Source organism: Hymenobacter sediminis, from assembly GCF_003231285.1.
Classification (GTDB): Bacteria; Bacteroidota; Bacteroidia; order Cytophagales; family Hymenobacteraceae; genus Hymenobacter; species Hymenobacter sediminis.
The window spans coordinates 168,055-185,554 of the sequence record NZ_QKNS01000003.1 but is presented as its reverse complement, the minus strand read 5'-3'; the positions used below and the strand labels follow the sequence as shown (position 1 = coordinate 185,554).

Annotated in this window: 14 protein-coding genes; 10 read left to right on the top strand and 4 right to left on the bottom strand. The window is 55.7% G+C overall.

Going from position 1 to position 17,500, the window contains the following annotated elements:
• The first annotated feature begins 97 nt into the window (after positions 1–97).
• From DNI29_RS09855 to DNI29_RS09840, 4 genes are all read left to right on the top strand, one after another.
• Positions 98–1,780, top strand: coding sequence for an alkaline phosphatase PhoX (locus tag DNI29_RS09855; protein ID WP_110977938.1), 1,683 nt, complete (start codon positions 98–100; stop codon positions 1,778–1,780).
• Positions 1,777–2,694, top strand: coding sequence for a leucine-rich repeat domain-containing protein (locus DNI29_RS09850; RefSeq protein WP_110977937.1), 918 nt, complete (start codon positions 1,777–1,779; stop codon positions 2,692–2,694). The genes DNI29_RS09855 and DNI29_RS09850 overlap by 4 nt, the downstream gene beginning before the upstream one ends.
• A complete protein-coding gene (locus DNI29_RS09845; protein WP_110977936.1) occupies positions 2,694–4,514 on the top strand; it encodes a cytochrome c peroxidase in 1,821 nt (606 codons plus the stop codon). The genes DNI29_RS09850 and DNI29_RS09845 overlap by 1 nt, the downstream gene beginning before the upstream one ends.
• A 135-nt stretch (positions 4,515–4,649) precedes the next feature.
• Complete coding sequence (locus DNI29_RS09840; RefSeq protein WP_162303568.1) at positions 4,650–5,138, top strand: imm68 putative immunity domain-containing protein; 489 nt, start codon at positions 4,650–4,652, stop codon at positions 5,136–5,138.
• A gap of 213 nt (positions 5,139–5,351) precedes the next feature.
• Here DNI29_RS09840 and DNI29_RS09835 read toward each other — a convergent pair whose 3' ends face one another.
• Positions 5,352–7,262, bottom strand: coding sequence for an ABC-F family ATP-binding cassette domain-containing protein (locus tag DNI29_RS09835; RefSeq protein WP_110977934.1), 1,911 nt, complete (start codon positions 7,260–7,262; stop codon positions 5,352–5,354).
• 88 nt (positions 7,263–7,350) lie between these two features.
• Here DNI29_RS09835 and DNI29_RS09830 point away from each other — a divergent pair, with 88 nt between their 5' ends.
• The 3 genes from DNI29_RS09830 (at position 7,351) to DNI29_RS09820 (ending at position 9,426) form a co-directional block, all read left to right on the top strand.
• Positions 7,351–7,938, top strand: a complete 588-nt coding sequence (locus DNI29_RS09830; RefSeq protein WP_110977933.1) for an HAD family hydrolase — start codon at positions 7,351–7,353, stop codon at positions 7,936–7,938.
• Between the two features lie 604 nt (positions 7,939–8,542).
• A complete protein-coding gene (locus DNI29_RS09825; protein ID WP_123823187.1) occupies positions 8,543–9,085 on the top strand; it encodes a hypothetical protein in 543 nt (180 codons plus the stop codon).
• A 98-nt stretch (positions 9,086–9,183) separates the two neighbouring features.
• Positions 9,184–9,426, top strand: coding sequence for a hypothetical protein (locus DNI29_RS09820; RefSeq protein ID WP_110977931.1), 243 nt, complete (start codon positions 9,184–9,186; stop codon positions 9,424–9,426).
• Between the two features lie 93 nt (positions 9,427–9,519).
• Here the strand turns inward: DNI29_RS09820 and DNI29_RS09815 are convergent, their stop codons facing one another.
• Together DNI29_RS09815 and DNI29_RS09810 are read right to left on the bottom strand one after the other, a co-directional pair.
• Positions 9,520–10,779, bottom strand: coding sequence for a hypothetical protein (locus tag DNI29_RS09815; protein ID WP_110977930.1), 1,260 nt, complete (start codon positions 10,777–10,779; stop codon positions 9,520–9,522).
• Positions 10,780–11,021: 242 nt separating this feature from the next.
• On the bottom strand, positions 11,022–12,659 hold the full coding sequence (locus tag DNI29_RS09810) for an amidase (protein ID WP_110977929.1): 1,638 nt from the start codon (positions 12,657–12,659) through the stop codon (positions 11,022–11,024).
• A 274-nt stretch (positions 12,660–12,933) separates the two neighbouring features.
• Here DNI29_RS09810 and DNI29_RS09805 point away from each other — a divergent pair, with 274 nt between their 5' ends.
• Together DNI29_RS09805 and DNI29_RS09800 are read left to right on the top strand one after the other, a co-directional pair.
• Positions 12,934–13,335 (top strand): STAS/SEC14 domain-containing protein, encoded by a 402-nt coding sequence (locus DNI29_RS09805; protein ID WP_110977928.1) that lies wholly within the window; start codon positions 12,934–12,936, stop codon positions 13,333–13,335.
• A gap of 97 nt (positions 13,336–13,432) precedes the next feature.
• On the top strand, positions 13,433–14,440 hold the full coding sequence (locus DNI29_RS09800; RefSeq protein WP_110977927.1) for an SMP-30/gluconolactonase/LRE family protein: 1,008 nt from the start codon (positions 13,433–13,435) through the stop codon (positions 14,438–14,440).
• A gap of 82 nt (positions 14,441–14,522) precedes the next feature.
• On the opposite strand, the gene DNI29_RS09795 is transcribed toward DNI29_RS09800, so the two are convergent.
• Positions 14,523–16,670 carry an AsmA family protein gene (locus DNI29_RS09795; protein WP_123823185.1) on the bottom strand — a complete coding sequence of 716 codons (2,148 nt, stop codon included), beginning with the start codon at positions 16,668–16,670 and terminating at the stop codon, positions 14,523–14,525.
• Between the two features lie 197 nt (positions 16,671–16,867).
• Here DNI29_RS09795 and DNI29_RS09790 point away from each other — a divergent pair, with 197 nt between their 5' ends.
• Entirely contained in the window at positions 16,868–17,446 is a 579-nt protein-coding gene (locus DNI29_RS09790; protein ID WP_110977925.1) for a 2'-5' RNA ligase family protein, read from the top strand.
• Positions 17,447–17,500 lie beyond the last annotated feature (54 nt).

Below are 17,500 nucleotides of genomic sequence, written 5' to 3'. Positions count from 1 at the left end.
AACACTTCGGTAACTATGGCTTTACAAAGCCTTAACTTGGGCATAAACCAAACGACACAGTAGGTTTCGTACTTGCGGCGCATTCCAATACACCCCTATGAAACCAACCTCTACCCTTCTGGCTGCCGCTTTGCTCGGCGGCAGCACCGCAGCGCTGGCCCAAACGGCCTGCCCTACCCTGCCCGAGGACCACATTAGCCGGTTCACGTCGGTGCAGCCTTCCACCCAGCCCCAGGACCTGCGCATTCCTTCCACCCACACGTTCCAGATGCTGGCGCAGGGCGGAAATGCTTACACCAACGCAGCCGATGGCAACATGCTGGAAGCTTTCGATTTTACGGGGTATGCCCCTATAAGCGGCAGCAGCACCAATGGCTACCTCTCCATCAACCATGAGGGCTCCGGCACAACTTCGGGGGTAAGCATGCTCAGCCTGAACTTCAATGCTACCTCTAAGCTGTGGAACGTAACGGCCAAGCACCCGGTAAATTTTGCATCGGTAATTGGTACCATTAACAACTGCTCGGGCACTGTTACTCCCTGGAGTTCCATTGTGACCTGCGAGGAAAATTTGGGGCCTACTAACCCTGTAGACACCAATAACGACGGGTACCTAGACTCCGGCTGGAACATTGAAATTGACCCTGCTACGCACGCGGTAAAAGACCAGGACGGTGACGGCAAGCCTGATAAGCTGTGGATGATGGGCCGCCTGAAGCACGAGAACATCGTTGTGGCTTCTGACCAGCGCACGGTGTATGAAGGCGCCGATGATGGTTCCGCTAACAGCTTTGTATATAAGTTTGTAGCTGATGTTGCGGGTCAGCTTGGTAAGGGCAAGCTGTATGCTCTTCAACTAGGCGGGGCTATTGGCACAGCCACCACTGGCACCTGGATTCAAATCCCGAACTCCACTCCTACTGAGTGCAACAACACCACTACGGCGGCCAGAGCATTAGGTGCTACTAGCTTCAACGGTGTTGAAGACATTGAAATCAGCCCACTTACGGGTCAGATCTATTTCACGGCTAAAGGCCCCGGGACTACCTATCGCTTCACCGATTCAGGCGTCACCGGCACTACTATCAGCAACTTCGAAATCTTTGCTGGCAACTCGCCTACGGTAACCGACCAGTCTTATACCATCAACTACGGTACTGGCACTATCTCGGAGCGTTGGGGCACCGGTAACGACAACCTGACCTTTGATTCCAAAGGCAACCTGTACGTATTGCAGGACGGTGGCCGCAACCACGTCTGGTTGATTAAGCCTTGCCACACTCAGGCAAACCCTGCTGTGGAGCTGTTTGCCGTAACGCCTGCCGGGTGTGAACCTACCGGCATGACGCTCTCTCCCGATGAGCGGTTTATCTTCATCTCGATGCAGAGCCCGGATGAGAAGAACACGCTTGCGACTACTGATGCCGCGGGCCAGTCGGTAGTATTCAACAAGTCTACAGCTTTGGTTATTGGTCGTAAGGGCACGCTGGGTACTGCTGCTGCCCTGAGCACTGCTAAACCAGAACTGATTAAGGCCGATGTGTATCCGAACCCTGTAAGCAACGGGGAACTCAACATCGCGCTGTCGCACCGTGTGCGGGAAGCAGCTACTCTGACCGTGTATAACTCTGTCGGTACCCGTGTACTGGAGCAGTCGGCTACCCTGAACCAAGGCCAAAACACGCTGAAACTAGCCGTGGGCCAGCTACGTGGCGGCCACTACAGCCTGGTTATCAAAACGGCTACTACCGTTACTACTCGTCATTTCATTAAGCAGTGAGGTTTCGCCTACTTTTCTTTCTAACCATACTAATTGTTGCCCTGCAGGCTCTGCAGGGCAACAATTGTTTGGCGCAGTGCACTACAAAAATTTCTCATTCCTTAACTGCTGCTCTTAGCCAACCTACCTGCATTACGGAGCTAAACCTGCGGGGCCAGAATCTGGAACTACTACCCCAGCGCATAGAGCAGCTGCGGCGGCTGCGGCTATTGTTTGCCCACGAAAACCACTTGCGCCACCTGCCCGACAACCTCGCGCAGCTAGATAGCCTGCGGATACTATTTATAAACAAGAATAGTCTACTGGACCTACCGCCTTCTATTGGCAACCTGCACCGGCTACGGCAGCTACAAATTGAGCAAAATATGCTGACGGAGCTACCGCCCAGCATTAAGGGCCTTGATAGCCTGCGCTACCTGATGGGAGCCTACAACAACTTTACTTCTCTGCCTGAGCAGGTAGGCCACCTAGCACAGCTGGAGTATATAGATGTTTCGCACAACCAGCTGCTGTTTTTACCCGCCTCTATCAGCAATTTGCGCAATCTGCGCTACGTGTATTTAAACGACAATAAGCTTCAGAACCTACCTAACCGCCTGGGTAGCCTTACCAAGGCAGAAGAGCTCAATGTATCCAACAACCAGCTAGAGCAACTACCGGAAAGCTTAGGCGACTGCCAGCAACTGAAGGTGCTGATTCTCTCGGGCAACCAGCTAAAGCAACTCCCTAAAAGCCTAGGCAAGCTGCAAAACCTGGAGATGCTCATTGCCAACGATAATCAGCTGACCGCCTTGCCCAAAAGCCTGGGCAAGCTGAAAAAGTTGAAAACCGTCATTGTGCGCAACAACACCTTTAGCCCGCAAGCCCGCCGCGAGGCCGAAGCCCGGCTGCCCGGAGCCAAATTTCATTTCTGATGCACACCCGCTCACTACCACTAGGCGGCCGCCTGGTTCGCTCCTTATTGCTAGGACTGGCGGGGCTTCTGTTTTCCTTCGCGGTGTTCTACCAGTCGCCCGCCGAGAAGGTGAAGGCCTACTATACTCGCCATCTGCAGCAGCTCCACACGCGCCTGCAACGCTTTCAGGAAACTGCCTATACCGCCGATACCACTAGCCTGCGCCAGCAGTTCGCCGCCTGCCGCCAAGAGTACAAGTGCCTGGAGTTTGCTGTGGAGTACTACTATCCCCACGCGGCCCAGCGCATCAATGGGGCAGCCCTACCCGAAACCGAACCCGGTGAGCCGGGCGAAGTAATTCTGCCCACTGGCTTTCAGGTGCTGGAAGAGTACCTGTTTGCTACCCCCGACACGCGCGCCAACCGCGACTTGGTACATCAGGAAATTGACAACCTACTCTATCAGCTGCGCTACCTAGAGCAGCAGCAGCCCCTGCTGGTTTTTCCGGCCGAGGAAGTGTATGACGCCCTACGCCTGAACCTTTACCGCCTGGCAGCTAAAGGTCTTTCTGGCTTCGATTCGCCCGCGGCCCATGCTTCTCTGCCCGAAGCGGCGGCTACGCTACAGTCGGCTCAGGAGGTATTAGCGCTCAGCAACGCTCCCGCTACCGTAACTCAACAACTGGAGCGGTCTGCCGCCGCCGTAGCCCGCCCTGGCCAGGATTTCAACGGCTTTGATCGGGCCCGGTTCTTTACTCGCTACTTCAACCCTGCCCTGGCTGCTTTGCGCCAAGCCCAAACAGAACAAGGCATTCCGTTTACTACTACGCGGCGCGCTGTGCGGCCCGATGCAGCCAGCTTTTTCGTAGCCGATGCCTTCGATGCTGGCTTTTTTGCTCCCCAAGATGCTGCCGCGCCCACGCCGGCCGTATTAGCTCTGGGTGAGGCTTTGTTTAAAGAGCCGCTGCTGTCGGGTAAGGCTGGCCGCTCTTGCGCCAGCTGCCACCAGCCCGAGCGCGCCTACACCGATGGGCTGCGCGTGAACAGCTCCCTGCTAGCCGATGCCAGTCTGGAACGCAATACGCCTACCCTGCTCAACGCCGCCCTGCAGCCCGACCAGTTCTACGACAGCCGGGTACATTTCCTGGAAGACCAAGTGCACGCCGTGGTAACCAACAAAGCCGAAATGGGCGGTCAGCTGCACGAGGTTCCGGCCCTGCTGCGTCGGAAAGCCGCCTACCCCCGCCAGTTCGCAAAAGCCTTTGCCACCGAGAAGCAGCCCATTACGGAGCGCAACATCCGCCGCGCCGTAGCTGCCTACGTCCGGTCCTTGGTGGGCCTCAACAGCCGCTTCGACCAGTTTCTGCGCGGCGACACTACGGTGCTCGGCAACCAGGAAATTCTAGGGTTCAACCTGTTCATGGGCAAGGCTCAGTGTGGCACCTGTCACTACCTGCCTCTGTTCAACGGCACCGTGCCTCCCCTCTACGACAAAACCGAAAGCGAAGTACTGGGCGTGCCTGCCACCGCCGATGCGGCGGCCCTAAAGCTGGATGCGGACCCCGGTAAGTTTCTGCTCTACGGCGTGGCCCATCAGCGGCACGCTTTCAAAACGCCTACTGTGCGCAACGCCGCCCTCACTGCCCCCTACATGCACAACGGCGTGTATCAAACCTTGGAGCAGGTGTTAGATTTCTATAACCAGGGCGGCGGCGGCGGCATGGGCCTTTCCGTACCTACCCAAACTTTAGCGGAAGACAAGCTCGATTTGACTACCGCTGAGCAGCAGGCAATTATTGCCTTTATCAAGTCTCTGAACGATACGCCGGTAGCTTACTGATACAGCAAAACTCTACTTCACAGGCATCGTTAGAATAGTTAATTGAGTTGCCTCGGCACTGTAGGCATAGTTAATGCGGTGCTTTCAATGTTTCTATACTTACACTCCTTAATAACCCTGGAAATAGTTAACGATATGTTTATAGAGAAGTGGAAAGACACTGCCTTCGGAAGCGATTATGGGGGAGACTTCAAGGATTTCCTGGAAGAAATTCCTGATAAAAAGCTGACCCTATCTATTATTTATGACCGATGTGATTTAAAAAGATATTTTGACGATCCTAAATTATTGCGTGAGCAAACCGATAACAACGTAAAAATTGAGAATAAGAGCTTTTCTCATCATGTACACTACGAAGATGCAGTTATTGCTTTATCGGCAGTTGTTGTGGAGAGCGAGCTAGCTGGAGTTGCGGACCTAACAAAGGCTTATGGCTCCAAGAAGCTTGTTTTTGACATATCTAAGCACGAGCTAATAACACTAAAAAATGCGCTATCCGAAATCTATGATCATCCAAATAACTTCATCTTGTTTGACATGCTCTTGAGTGAAGAGACCAACCATGTGAAACAGGATATTGCAGAAATTATTGATGGTCTTGATGAATGCATAGCTAATAAATAGTTGTGCATGCTGGTAACAGCACTTTGAATAAGAGTAAATCTTACATGGAGAATTTAGCTATTCTAACATTATAGGCACTTTATAAATTAGTATTACCAATCACACACATTGTGTAGCCTACCTCGCTGGTAAAGCTTAACCTACTATACAAAGAAAATCCCCACTGAAGCTGCCTGCTTTCAGTGGGGATTTTCTTTATACACTATCTGGCAATTACATCTCAGCCAGCGTTTCCCAACGGTCGTTGAGCTGAGCTAGCTCTTTTTTTACCTGCTCAAATTTGAGGGTAGCATCTTTCAGCTGGGCAGCGTTCTGGTAGATCTGAGGGTCAGCCAGCTGGGCTTCGTACTGGGCCAGCTCTTTTTCCCGCTCCTCAATTTTTTTCTCTACCTCAGCTAGTTCTTTCAGTGCTTTCTTCTGGTCGGGCGAAGGCGTTTTAGCGGGGGCAGCTTCTACCTTTTTTTCTTCCTTAGGCAAGGGCTTCGGAGCCGACGGCGAGGGTAGGCCGGCCTTCTTAGCGGCCTTCTCCCGATCCTCTTGCCACTGCTCGTACTCGTTGTAGGTGCCGGGATACTCTTTTAGCTGGTAGTCCTCAATGTACCAGATCTTGTTAGCTACATTCTCCACGAAGAAACGGTCGTGGCTAATCACAATGTAGGTACCCTGGTACTGGTCCAGCGCCTGAATCAGGATATTCACCGACTGCATATCCAAGTGGTTGGTCGGTTCGTCGAGGAGCAGGAAGTTGGCTTCCGAAATCAGGGTTTTAGCTAGGGCTACGCGGCTTTTCTCGCCCCCGCTCAGCACCTTGATTTTCTTGTACACGTCGTCGCCGGTGAACAGGAAGGAGCCCAGCACCGAGCGCAACTCCATTTCCGAGCGCTTTGAGCCGGCCTCAATCATTTCCTGCAGAATCTCATTTTCAATGCGCAGGCTTTCCAGCTGGTGCTGGGCGTAGAACGACATGATGACGTTGTGACCCAGCTGGTGGTTGCCCGTAGTCGGGGCCTCCGAGCCTGCTACCAGGCGCATCAGTGTGGATTTACCCTTGCCGTTGGCCCCAATCAGCGCAATTTTGTCGCCCCGCTCAATGTGCACATGGGTATCGCGGAAGATGGTTTTCTCACCGTACTTCTTGCCTACATGCTCCATGCGCAGGATGTGGCGGCCAGGCGTTACGGTGAAGTTGAACTTAATATTCACGCGGGCATCATCGGCGGCTACGTCGTCGATGCGCTCCAGCTTGTCCAGCATCTTCACGCGGCTCTGGGCCTGCTTGGCTTTCGAGGCTTTGGCTTTAAAACGCTCAATAAAGCGCTCTGCCTGCCGAATCTGGGCCTGCTGGTTTTCGAAAGCGCCTTTCTGGATGGCGTTGCGCTCCTCTTTTTCTTCGAGGTAGAACGAGTAGTTGCCAGCGTAGGGCACCAGCTTGCCGCCCGTTACCTCCACGGTGGTATTGGTGGTGCGGTCCAGGAACTCCCGGTCGTGCGATACGATAATCACGGCGCCCTCGTAGCCAGCCAGATAGTTTTCAATCCACTTAATGGAGGGCAAGTCCAAGTGGTTGGTTGGTTCGTCGAGGAGCAGCAGGGAAGGCTGCTGCAGCAGAATTTTGGCAAGCATTACACGCATGCGCCAGCCACCCGAGAACAGCTTCAGGGGGCGCTGCAGCTCCTCGGTGGTAAAGCCTAGGCCTTCCAGAATTTCTTCGGCGCGGGCTTGCATGGTGTAGCCTCCCAGTGCCTCGAACCGTTCCTGCAGGGCGGCCAGCTTTTCTACCAAGTCGTCGGTGTAGTTGGTTTCAAAATCCAGCAGCACCTCATCAATCTTCTTCTGAATATCCAAGGCCTCGGCAAATGCCTGCATGGCTACCACCAAGATGGACTCGTGCGAATCGTAGCTGAGCAAATCCTGGTTCAGGAAGCCCAGGCTCACGTCCTTGCTCATGGAGATGCTACCCCCGTCGGGCTTGTACTCACCCACCAGAATGCGCAGCAGCGTGGATTTGCCCCGACCGTTCAGCCCAATGAGGCCAATCTTATCCTTGGGCTTGATATGCAGGTTGGCCTTGTCGTAGAGCGTACGCGAGCCGAAATGAAAGTCGAGGTCAGTAATGGAAATCATCCTACTTTGCGGGGGCTTTGAAGCCGCAAAGGTACGAGCTATCTAGTTGCGGTTGGATTAGAAGTTAACACAACTGTGACTTATATACATGAGCAACAAAGACAGCTTGCTTCTCATACTAGACTTAGATGAAACATTAATCCACGCATCAAGCACGGAGTTAGGCCGACCAGCCGATTTTGTGTTATTCGGCTATTATATCTACCAACGGCCGTATTTGAAGGAGTTCCTGACCAGTTGCAGTAAGTATTTCAGGCTAGCAATCTGGTCGTCGGCATCCGATGATTACGTGGTTGAGGTAGCTAAGCGTATCGTTCCAGCATCTATACCACTCGAATTTGTTTGGGGCCGTAGCCGTTGCACATATTGCTTCAATAACTTAGCTTTTGAAGAATCTGGACATGCGAACTATCACAGTCACTATGATTATTTGAAAGTACTTAAGAAAGTACGACGCTATGGTTACGATTTGAATAAGGTGTTGATCGTTGATGATACGCCGGCCAAATCCAAGAGGAATTACGGCAATGCCATTTATCCTGAAGAATACATAGGGCAACTACATGATAGTGAATTACTCTTGCTTTTAGCTTATCTAATGCAGCTGAAAGACGCCGCAAACGTTCGGTCAATCGAGAAAAGGGATTGGAGAAATCGTATAGGTTTTCCTAAATAGAATTAGCTCTACTCACACTCCCTCAAATACCTCCGCCCATCCTAATCTGCAGCTCCGGCAGGGTAACAACCGAAATCAGGCCGGAGGTGTAGAATTCGCCGTGCAACTCGTAGCAGCCTTCCTCCTTTAACAGATATACGACTACTTTTTTCTACTCGGGGGTTACCATTCTGTATTCGCGCACGCCTACCTCTTCAGAAAGGACAAACTTTTTCTTGGTGTCAATAGGAAACGTTGCCGGGTCTTAGAATTTCGATAATCCAGTCGAGGGCAGAGACAGCCTCGGTTATAGAGCTTCTACGGGTCTCAGATAACGCAGATGTCGGGCTGCACCACGGTTTCAATGCTAGCGTCGGCGTTGGGGGTAGCGCGGGTCAGGTGCACCCCACCCCGAATCAGCTCTACCCACTCTGTTAGCTGCCAGGTGAGGTAGCCGGCTAGGTGTAGCAGCGCGAGAGGTAGAGTTGGAAAAACTGGATAATGGAAGCCAGAGGAAAGCAGTATCGAGCCCTAAGTAAAGATAGTATCTACAATTACGGGATATTTGCCGCTGCTTTACAGTAGACTGCCCAAACCGCCCCTTTCCGGCCCCGTACACCTGCGCATGAACCGTGTCTCCTCCCTCCTACCCCTTGCGTTGCTCTTAACCCTGGCGGCCTGCCGCTCCGAGCAGGAAACCTCCGTGGCCGAAGCCCGCGACAATGTGCCCGCGGCCGTGAAGGGCGAGCAATCGACCACAGAAACAGTAGGAAATACAGCCCGCAACCACGGCTACATTCGGCGCTTTTATCAGGAGAAGGGTAAGTACTATGTCACCGTCGACTACATCCAGTTTTTGAACGGGGCCGATGCTGTGGCTGCGGCCCAGCGCAAAGGCGACGCCGTGATGGACGTGCAGAACGGCGATACGACTTACTCCGTCTTCAACGATTATTACATCGTGAACGACAGCCCGCGTCAGCGTACGTTCCGCCTCAGCGACCAGGCCGTGCTGACCTTCTGGAACAAAACCGGGGAGCTTCGCCAGTATAACCCTACCCCCTCCGAGGTGCTGAACCAAGGCACGGATGTGTTTCGCTATGCCCCTTTTATTGTGGAAACCAAACAAGGCACCATCACTGGCCTGACGGAGCAATATGTACCGTAGAGGTAGCTGAGTAAGTAGTTTTTAAGGCAAACAATCGACTTGCTTAGGGTTAGAGCCGTATAAGACAGCATCTGTTCACGTACCTAACCTTTACTACTATGGCAACCAACGCCTCTAACGATAACGTAACCGAAAACGACAACTTCGCGGAACGCGCCGCTCAAGGCCGGCAAGACGGTAGCCCAGTAGGCCAATCGTCGGGCAAACCCAGCTACGGTGTGGGCGGCTACGAGTTGAACCTGGATGCCGAAGCCGGCGACGAAGGCGGCTCGGGCAGCGCTACCTCGGCCAATGAACGCACCAGCCGCGGCCGCAACCAAGACGGCGACGACGCTAAATAACCAAAAGTGATACCGGCCACCTTGGGTGACCACCAAACAGAACGACCCGCCAAGGCGGGTCGTTCTGTTTAGCAGGGGTAGCAAAACTACCGCCTACAGGTTCTCGATGGCCGTTTGGTTCAGGCTGCCATTGGCAATTCCTTTCAGTTCTTTCTCGTATTTGAGCACGTTGCCGAACACCGCTTTCTGCTGAGGTGTTTTCAGGTTGGCTAATGCGGCAGAGCTGTCAATCTTGTTCTCAATGACGCTGGTCAGGGCCGCAATAAAGATGCTGTGGGCATCATCGGCGCTCAGGATGTGCCCCATCGGCTTGGTTTCCTGCGCAATAATCCAGCCCAGGCGCGAGGCGGCCAGGCGCTGGTTAGGCGTGCCGTGGTGGCCGCTACTCGTAAAGCTGCAGTCGCCGATGTTGTAGAATAGCTCGAAGAACTCGGCGGCGCGTTTCCAGTTGTAGGTGGCTCCGCGCTTGTGGGTGAGGTAGTAGCTGGAGAAGAAGTCGGCCTCCAACTCGGTTTTGCGGGTTTGCTCCGGGGTATCTACCCGGGGGCCATACCAGGCGGTGTAGTTGTTGAACTGCACCTGGTGGCCCCACTCGTGGGCCAGAATACCAGCGAAGGTGACGCCTTCATCAACCCCGGCATCGGTCATTACTTTTACAATACCGTCGCCAATTACAATAAGCTTGTCGGTGGTAGCAAAGCCATCAAACGACAACAGCGGCGAGGTTTTGAAGGCTGCGCTGGGCTGGATTACGTTGGCAATAATGAAGTCGGCGTTAGCGTAAGCATCGGCTTCCGACAACCCAGCGAAGTTCACGTAAACGGCCGCAATAGCGTCGCGGTTTTGCAGGGTGCTGGTGTGCTGGCCTACCAGCGTAACCTGATTCTGCATGCTCCAGAACGATTCCAGGTCGCGCTTATGCTTAGCGGCGAAATTGGTCTGGCTGCCGTCGGCCCCGAAGGTTTGCTTGCCGGCATCGAGGTAGGTATAGAGCTGGTTAATTGTCACCAGCAAATCATACCACTCCCATTCCAGTGCCCCGAATGCGTTAGCATAAGGATTAATTGCGGTATTGAAAGGGGTAGGCCCGCAGGTGCTGGGCACTACGGCATTGGCTCCGTTAGCGGCCAAGGTTTTGCTGAAGACATCGTAAGAGCAGTTGGCTCCTGAAGTCAGCAGCTTGGTCTTATCTAGCTTGAATTTACCCTCGCCAACCGTCTGGCTACTGGTAACAGCGGCCGACTGGCTGCTTTGTGGCTGAACGGCTACCGCTTCATTTTCCTTTTCGCAGGAAGTAGTCAGGAACCCGACACCGCTGCAGAGCAGCGCAACTGTAAATGATTTTAACTTCATGTACTGAGTAGATTGTGTTTTGGAGTGGATAAGTATGACATGATGTAGTTCTAAACCTAGTGAAAATATTTAAAGTAATACTCATAATAATTATGACAATTGTTTAATTCTATATAGTTCTTGGCAGGTATTACAGCTAATGATTAGCGCTTGAAGCTCGGCATAATGAAGTAGCCCGGAGAAAAGCGGCGCTTATACGACACTTTCTCCGGGCTACCCCCTACCCCTCTAGTAAACTCTTGCTACCCCACAAACGGAGCTTTAAAGGCCGGAGCCGCCCGCTTCTTGGAGGCTTGCTCGTAAGCGTAGGCAAGCGTCAGCAAGGGCCCTTCCTGATACGCGCCGCCCACAAATGAGAGACCTACGGGTAGCCCGTGCACCTGCCCCATGGGCACCGTAATATGGGGGTAGCCGGCCATGGCAGCCGGCGACGAAAAGCCGGGGCCACCGCCCCCGTCACCGTTAATCAAATCGATGCAGCGGGCGGGCGCATTGGTAATAGCCACCAGTCCATCGAGCTTGTTTTCGCGCAGTACCGTGTCAATAGCAGTGCGGGCGCCCTGGTGCGACTTGCGTAGGGCCGCCTGGTACTTAGCGCTTTGGAGGCCCTCTAGCTTATCAGAGGTTTCCAGAATTTCCTGCTGGAAGAAAGGCATGGCCTTGGCCTTGTTCTCAGTGTTGAAACGAATAACATCGGAGAGGGTCTTCACGCCCGCCCCGGCCGTAGCCAGATACTTGTTTACGCCGTCCTTGAATTCGTAGAGCAGTACGTCGTACTCCGCTTCGCCCAGCGGGTCGGTCTGCTTTTCTACCTCTACTTCTACTACCGTAGCCCCTTGGGCCTTCAGCAGTTCTATGGCTTGCTTAAGCAGCGGAATAGCGTCGGAAGCGCCCGTTAGGTGACCTTTCTCCACGCCCAGGCGCTTGCCCTTCAGGCCATTTGCGTCCAGAAACTTGGTGTAGTCGGGTTGGGTTTTGCCAGCGCTTTCCTTGGTAACGGCATCGGCGGCATCTTCGCCGGCCAGGGCCCCCAGCAACACAGCGGCATCCTGAACGGAGCGGGTCATGGGCCCAGCCGTGTCCTGGGTGGCGGAAATAGGAATGATGCCCGTGCGACTCCACAACCCCACCGTCGGCTTAAAGCCCACTAGCCCGCAGCACGAGGCCGGCGACACAATAGAGCCATCGGTTTCGGTGCCAATGGCCAGAGCGCACAGGTTGGCCGCCGCCGCTACCCCCGAGCCGGAGCTGGAGCCGCTGGGGGTACGATCGAGGATGTAGGGGTTTTTGGTTTGCCCCCCGCGGCTGCTCCAGCCGCTGGTGCTGCGGATGGAGCGGAAGTTGGCCCACTCGCTCAGGTTGGTTTTGCCTAGTATGATGGCACCGGCTTCGCGCAGCTTCTTCACAATAAACGCATCCTGCTGAGCCTTATGCCCGGCCAGCGCCAAGGAGCCAGCGGTGGTTTGCTGCTGGTCGGCGGTGTCAATGTTGTCTTTGATGAGCACCGGAATGCCGTGCAGAGGGCCACGCAGCTTGCCGTTCTTGCGCTCCTCATCCAGCTGATCGGCAAGTTTGAGGGCATCGGGGTTGGTTTCCAGCACCGAGCGCAGCTTGGGACCTGCCTGATCGATCTGCTTAATGCGTTCCAGGTACAGCTCCGTGATGCGGCGGGCGGTGAGCTGTCCACTTTTCATTTTCTCCTGCAGGTCGGCTACAGTAGCTTCGTGCAATTCAAAACTAGTATCGGGGCCGCCATCGGCGGAGCCTTCATCACTGGGGTTGGCGGGTTTGTTGGGGGTAGTGGAGCAGGCTCCCAGGGAGAGGGTGGAAAGGGCAAGGCCGGCGAGGGAGCCGTTGCGCAGGAAGATTCGGCGGTTCATGTAGAAGATCAGGTTTGGACCTTCAAGATAGAGGGGAATCGGACGCGGCGCATCTCCCTCTGCTACCGGGCTGGTAAATTAAATACCCCTACCCCAGTAGATGATTCTGCTATGGGTTGCTGACAAAAAATATGTTTGTACATACAAATCCGCAGGCTATTAGGCTGTACCTTTCGGTTAACAGCTTGCTTTATTTATAAGACACAATAAATCATCCTATTACATAAATCAGTGAGTTGCTACGTTATATATTTAGCCTTTTAATTTTGTGTGTATGCAGCATATAATTGTTGATACCCCCGGCATATCCATTAGTTATGACTTTACGAATCAGTGGCTTTATATAAACTGGCGGGGGATGCACAACCAGGAATCGACGCGGGCAGCGTGTGCTCTTATTCTGGACTCCTTAAGCCAATGGCCTGCGGCTAAAATCCTGAATGACAACACCAATGTTACCCGAGCTGCCCTGCAATTCACGGAGTGGGGCGTAGCGTGGCTCCAGGATATGTACGCGGGTGGCCTGCGCTACCTGGCCTGGGTGTATGCCAAGGAGTTTGACGGCCGGCAGGCGTCGGAGAAGCTGGTGCGCTTAATGACACACCCAACCGTGGTGTCGTTTGATGATATAGACTCCGCCCGGAAGTGGCTAAGCCAGCAAAAAGTTACCCTTTAAGCCGGGTAGCACCAGGGCAGTAAACGGCGGCATAATTCTGTACGCCCTGGGTCCTAGCTCTACCGTATGCCCTCTACACCCTTGCTTGTGCTGCGCCATGCTGAACCGTCCTTTTGCTGCCCTGCTTCCTCGTGCGGCCACTATGCTGTTGCTGGCATTGCTGGCTACGGCTTGCTCCAACGATGATGACACGGACTCCTCCCCTACTGCTCCTAACCAGGTAGTATTCACCCAGGCGGGGCTCTATCCCGAGGGCGTTGCGTATGATGCGGCTGGGCAGCGCTTCCTGGTAAGCTCCCAAACCCGTGGCGCTGTGGGCCAGGTGAAGGATGACGGCACCTACACCGTGTTTGCCGACGACCCGGCGCTGGTGTCTACCATTGGTATGCGCATTGACGAAAACCGGCGCCAACTGCTGGTAGCCGTTTCTGACCCTGGCTACAACCCTACCCGCACCAGCGCCGCTACCCAGCGGAAACTAGCCGGACTGGCTATTTTCAACCTGACTAACGGGCAGCGTGTGGCTTACCTGGATCTGGCTGCCCTTCGGCCTAACCAAAACCACTTTGCCAACGATATTGCCGTGGATGGGCAGGGCAACATCTACGTCACGGACAGTTTCTCGCCTATCATCTATAAGATTGACACCCAGGGTACAGCGTCTGTTTTTTTGGAGAATGCGCAGCTGGGCGCGCCGGCCGGCGCTTTTGGGCTCAACGGCATTGCGTATCATCCCGACGGCTATCTGCTGGTGGCCAAGTCCAATGAAGGCGCGCTGTTTAAGGTGCCGGTAGCTAACCCGGCCGGCTTCACCAAAGTAACTACCACCCAGAACCTGATGGGCGCCGACGGCCTCTTGCTCCAGGACAACAACACCCTGCAGGTAGTGACTAACGCCCAGGCTCGGGTGTATCGGCTGGCTTCAACGGATGGCTGGGGCTCAGCTACCGTGTCGGGTACGTTTACTACCCCACCCCAGTACCCTACCACCCTGGCCCGGCGTGAGGGTGCCGACAGCTACGTACTCTATTCCAACCTGAATGCTTTGCAGGCTAACCAAAACCCTCCCGTTGCAGACTTCAGCATTACCCAAGTGAAGTTCTAGCCCGCCACGTACAATAAACAACACAACGCCGCCCTTCTCTACAGTAGAAGGGCGGCGTTGTGTTGTTTGTATAGGCTCCGGATTATTCTGCTTCGCTGAGCTTTTTGGCCAGTGGGGCCGGCACTCCGGCCCCGTTGAGCATGCCGCTGACCATGCCCTGCCGCCACAGCGAAAACACCGAGAAGCGCCTCTCCCGTGCCGAGTTTACCTTGCCCGGCTGCAGGGGCTGGCCAGGTTTGCGTGGGTTATTGTCCCGAATAAAGATGCCGTTGACCACGGAGGTTTCAAGGCGGTGCAGCAGGCCGGGCTTTTCCTTCTGATTCAGCAGCTGTAGCTTCAGGTCGGAGTACTGCCCCCATAACGTACCGCGCGCGGCGGTTTGGTCGAACTGCATCTGAAACCGGATGCTCTGCACCGTGCCACTGCGCAGGGCAATGCCGCGGGTAGGCACAATCATGGAGTTGAGAATAGTTAGGGGGGTTGGGCCAAAATTGCCGGTGAGCGTGTGGCGGCCGTGGGCATCCAGCAGATTCGCCCGCAGCGCCAGGTGCCCTTTGCAGCTGTTTTGCAGCCAGCCAGTCGCCTCACCGACCAAGGGCGTGGCGGCACTCATGCGGCGCGGGTCGTTGGTGAGGTTGCGTAGCTCCACCCCCATCCGATTGATGCTCATGATACCCGGCTGAGGGTCGCGCGGGGAGCGGTAACTCATAGTGATGGTAGCACCTTCCACGCGCAGACGCTCTACAGTCAGCCCAAAAGGGAGGCGGCCCAGACTTTCGGGAGTGGCCACGGAGTAGCTTGGGTTGATAGGGAAGCGTCCGTCGCTGCGGGTGCTCACGCGGGGGTTGCGCACCAGCACAGAGCTAGCCCGCAACTGCTGGCGGTTGGCGGCGGCCGCGAAATCAAACCCCGAAAGTCGAATTTCCGGCAACCGAGCCGTTACGTGGGCTGCTTGGTGGCCTTTGCCGCGGGCCAGCGCCTCTACGCTCCGGGTGGGCACCACCAGCGCCCCCGCTACCTGAATCTGCTTTGTCTGACTGTCGGCCCGCAGCTTCTGCCACGATACGTGGTAGTAAGGCGCATCCAGTGTGCCCGTGGCCCGGCCGGTATTTATCTGCCAGGCGCGGGCGTAGAGCACATCGGTTGCCGACGCGCGGCGGGGTAGTACCTGAATGCTGGTGGCCGAAAGCTGAACATTGGCTACGGCCGGGGCCAGCTCCAGCCCGGCTACACGCACCTGCCCTTCTGTCACCTCTAGCTGATTCAGGCGGCACTCGCGCAGGTATGGCTTCAGCATTTGTACCAGCGTGGGGGGCGACTGAGCAGGTAGGGTAAGCGCAAGGCGGGGTGCTTGCAGCCGCAGCGTATCGGCCCGAAACCGGCTTCGGCTAAAGTAGGCAGCATCTACCCCGGTTAGCACCAGCCGCGGCAGGGCCAGGCTCACGCGCACGGCCGGGCTCCGGGTATTGCTGATGGCCTGATTGGGATGAACCAGTACGGAATCGAGCTGCATACGCCGGCGGCGGGACGAAAACATGGCCCGCACCAGCTGCAGCTGGTGCCCCGGCACCCGCAGTGCTGCGCCGCGCAGCTGGGCGGCCACCGCGGCGGCATAACCAATCCGGGCGGAGTCAGCGGCTCCGGCAGCACTCAGCCAGATATCCTGCGCTACCACAGCTCCTTCACCCAACTGCACTGCCGGCTGTTTTTCTGGCCCGTAGGCAACCCGTACATGGCGCAGGGCCAGCGCCCCCACCCGAATTCCGGGCACCGGCAATTGCTCATGCAGGGGCTGTTTGCTACCCCCTCGGGGCAAGGCAGCCAGGCGCAAAGTCAGGGAGTCAAGCGTAATACTGTCGATGGGCACCTCGCGGCGACGTACCAGGGCCAGCAGCCCGATGCCGCTCACGCGCAAGTGCCCCAGTGCTAAACGCACGGCCGGCAACCTAGCAGAGTCGGCCGAGGGAGCCACGGTGCGCAGACGGATGCCACGGAGCACTGCATTGCCCCGCCATAGGCTGGTCTGCAGCTCGGCAATGCGCAGCTGGTAGCGGCCGTGGCTGCTTTCTGTAACCTGCTGCTCCAGGGTGCGGCGCAGCCAAGGGTCCAGGAAAAACATCAGCCCTACCCCCACTACTAGGACCAGACCCAGCAACAGGAGCAGCAGCCAGCGCCCCCAGTGGCGGCGGGGAGCGGCCGGAAGCGCGATAGGGGCAGATACTACGACCAAGGGAAACACGGCTCGCTTACGGCGAAGGGGTAGGGCAGGATGCGGAAAGCTGGTGCTACTTATGAGGGCCGGTTGGTGGCAGCGTGTATTTTAGCACGATTTTCCTGGGGAAGGCCCCTGCGCCAAGCCTTCCGTACGTACTCATTTCCGGACCCGTGGGGGCCAACCAATCCGCAGTGCTTTCAGTTAAAGAACCGATGCTCGCCATAACTTCTCTTCTGAACCCGCAAAATGCGGAGCGGATTAACCGGCTGATTAAGAGCCTGGAAGCCGAGTTCGGCCTCGACGACGTACAGGCCACCCCCGATCCGCACATTACCTACCAGCTGGCCGGGGTGCGCAAGCTCTCGGTGCTGAAGCAGGCCCTGCGCGAAGTGGCCCGCCACACCCAGCCATTCGCGGCGTTTACCACGGGCTTAGGCGTTTTCCCGGGGCCGAATCCGGTTATTTATATTCCAGTGCTGCGCTCCGATGCGCTCAACCAGCTGCACCACCGCGTGCTGCAGGCCACGGCCCCGCTCTGCCTGCGCACCGATAAGTTCAGCGGGCCCGACTGCTGGCTGCCCCACATTTCCCTGGCCCTGCATGATACCACCCCCGAGTTGCTGGGCCCGGTGATGCAGTACCTCAACCAGCATACGTTCAACCTGAAGCTCAGCATCAACAACCTGGCTATTCTGCGGCAGGAAGGCGAGCAGTTTATCCCGGAAAAGATATTCACCTTCGAAGGACACAAGCACGAGCCGCTGCCTACTCTGTTTAAGTCGGAGGCGTAACCGGCCCCTACCCCCCTGCTGCTTCCCAACCTCCCCAGAGACCTTACTCTTGGA

Bases quoted from the DNA above. Each gene is read 5' to 3' on its own strand.
- DNI29_RS09855 (WP_110977938.1), top strand. From the start codon at position 98: ATGAAACCAACCTCTACCCTTCTGGCTGCCGCTTTGCTCGGCGGCAGC.
- DNI29_RS09845 (WP_110977936.1), top strand. From the start codon at position 2,694: ATGCACACCCGCTCACTACCACTAGGCGGCCGCCTGGTTCGCTCCTTA.
- DNI29_RS09840 (WP_162303568.1), top strand. From the start codon at position 4,650: ATGTTTATAGAGAAGTGGAAAGACACTGCCTTCGGAAGCGATTATGGG.
- DNI29_RS09835 (WP_110977934.1), bottom strand. From the start codon at position 7,262: ATGATTTCCATTACTGACCTCGACTTTCATTTCGGCTCGCGTACGCTC.
- DNI29_RS09830 (WP_110977933.1), top strand. From the start codon at position 7,351: ATGAGCAACAAAGACAGCTTGCTTCTCATACTAGACTTAGATGAAACA.
- DNI29_RS09825 (WP_123823187.1), top strand. From the start codon at position 8,543: ATGAACCGTGTCTCCTCCCTCCTACCCCTTGCGTTGCTCTTAACCCTG.
- DNI29_RS09820 (WP_110977931.1), top strand. From the start codon at position 9,184: ATGGCAACCAACGCCTCTAACGATAACGTAACCGAAAACGACAACTTC.
- DNI29_RS09815 (WP_110977930.1), bottom strand. From the start codon at position 10,779: ATGAAGTTAAAATCATTTACAGTTGCGCTGCTCTGCAGCGGTGTCGGG.
- DNI29_RS09810 (WP_110977929.1), bottom strand. From the start codon at position 12,659: ATGAACCGCCGAATCTTCCTGCGCAACGGCTCCCTCGCCGGCCTTGCC.
- DNI29_RS09805 (WP_110977928.1), top strand. From the start codon at position 12,934: ATGCAGCATATAATTGTTGATACCCCCGGCATATCCATTAGTTATGAC.
- DNI29_RS09800 (WP_110977927.1), top strand. From the start codon at position 13,433: ATGCTGAACCGTCCTTTTGCTGCCCTGCTTCCTCGTGCGGCCACTATG.
- DNI29_RS09790 (WP_110977925.1), top strand. From the start codon at position 16,868: ATGCTCGCCATAACTTCTCTTCTGAACCCGCAAAATGCGGAGCGGATT.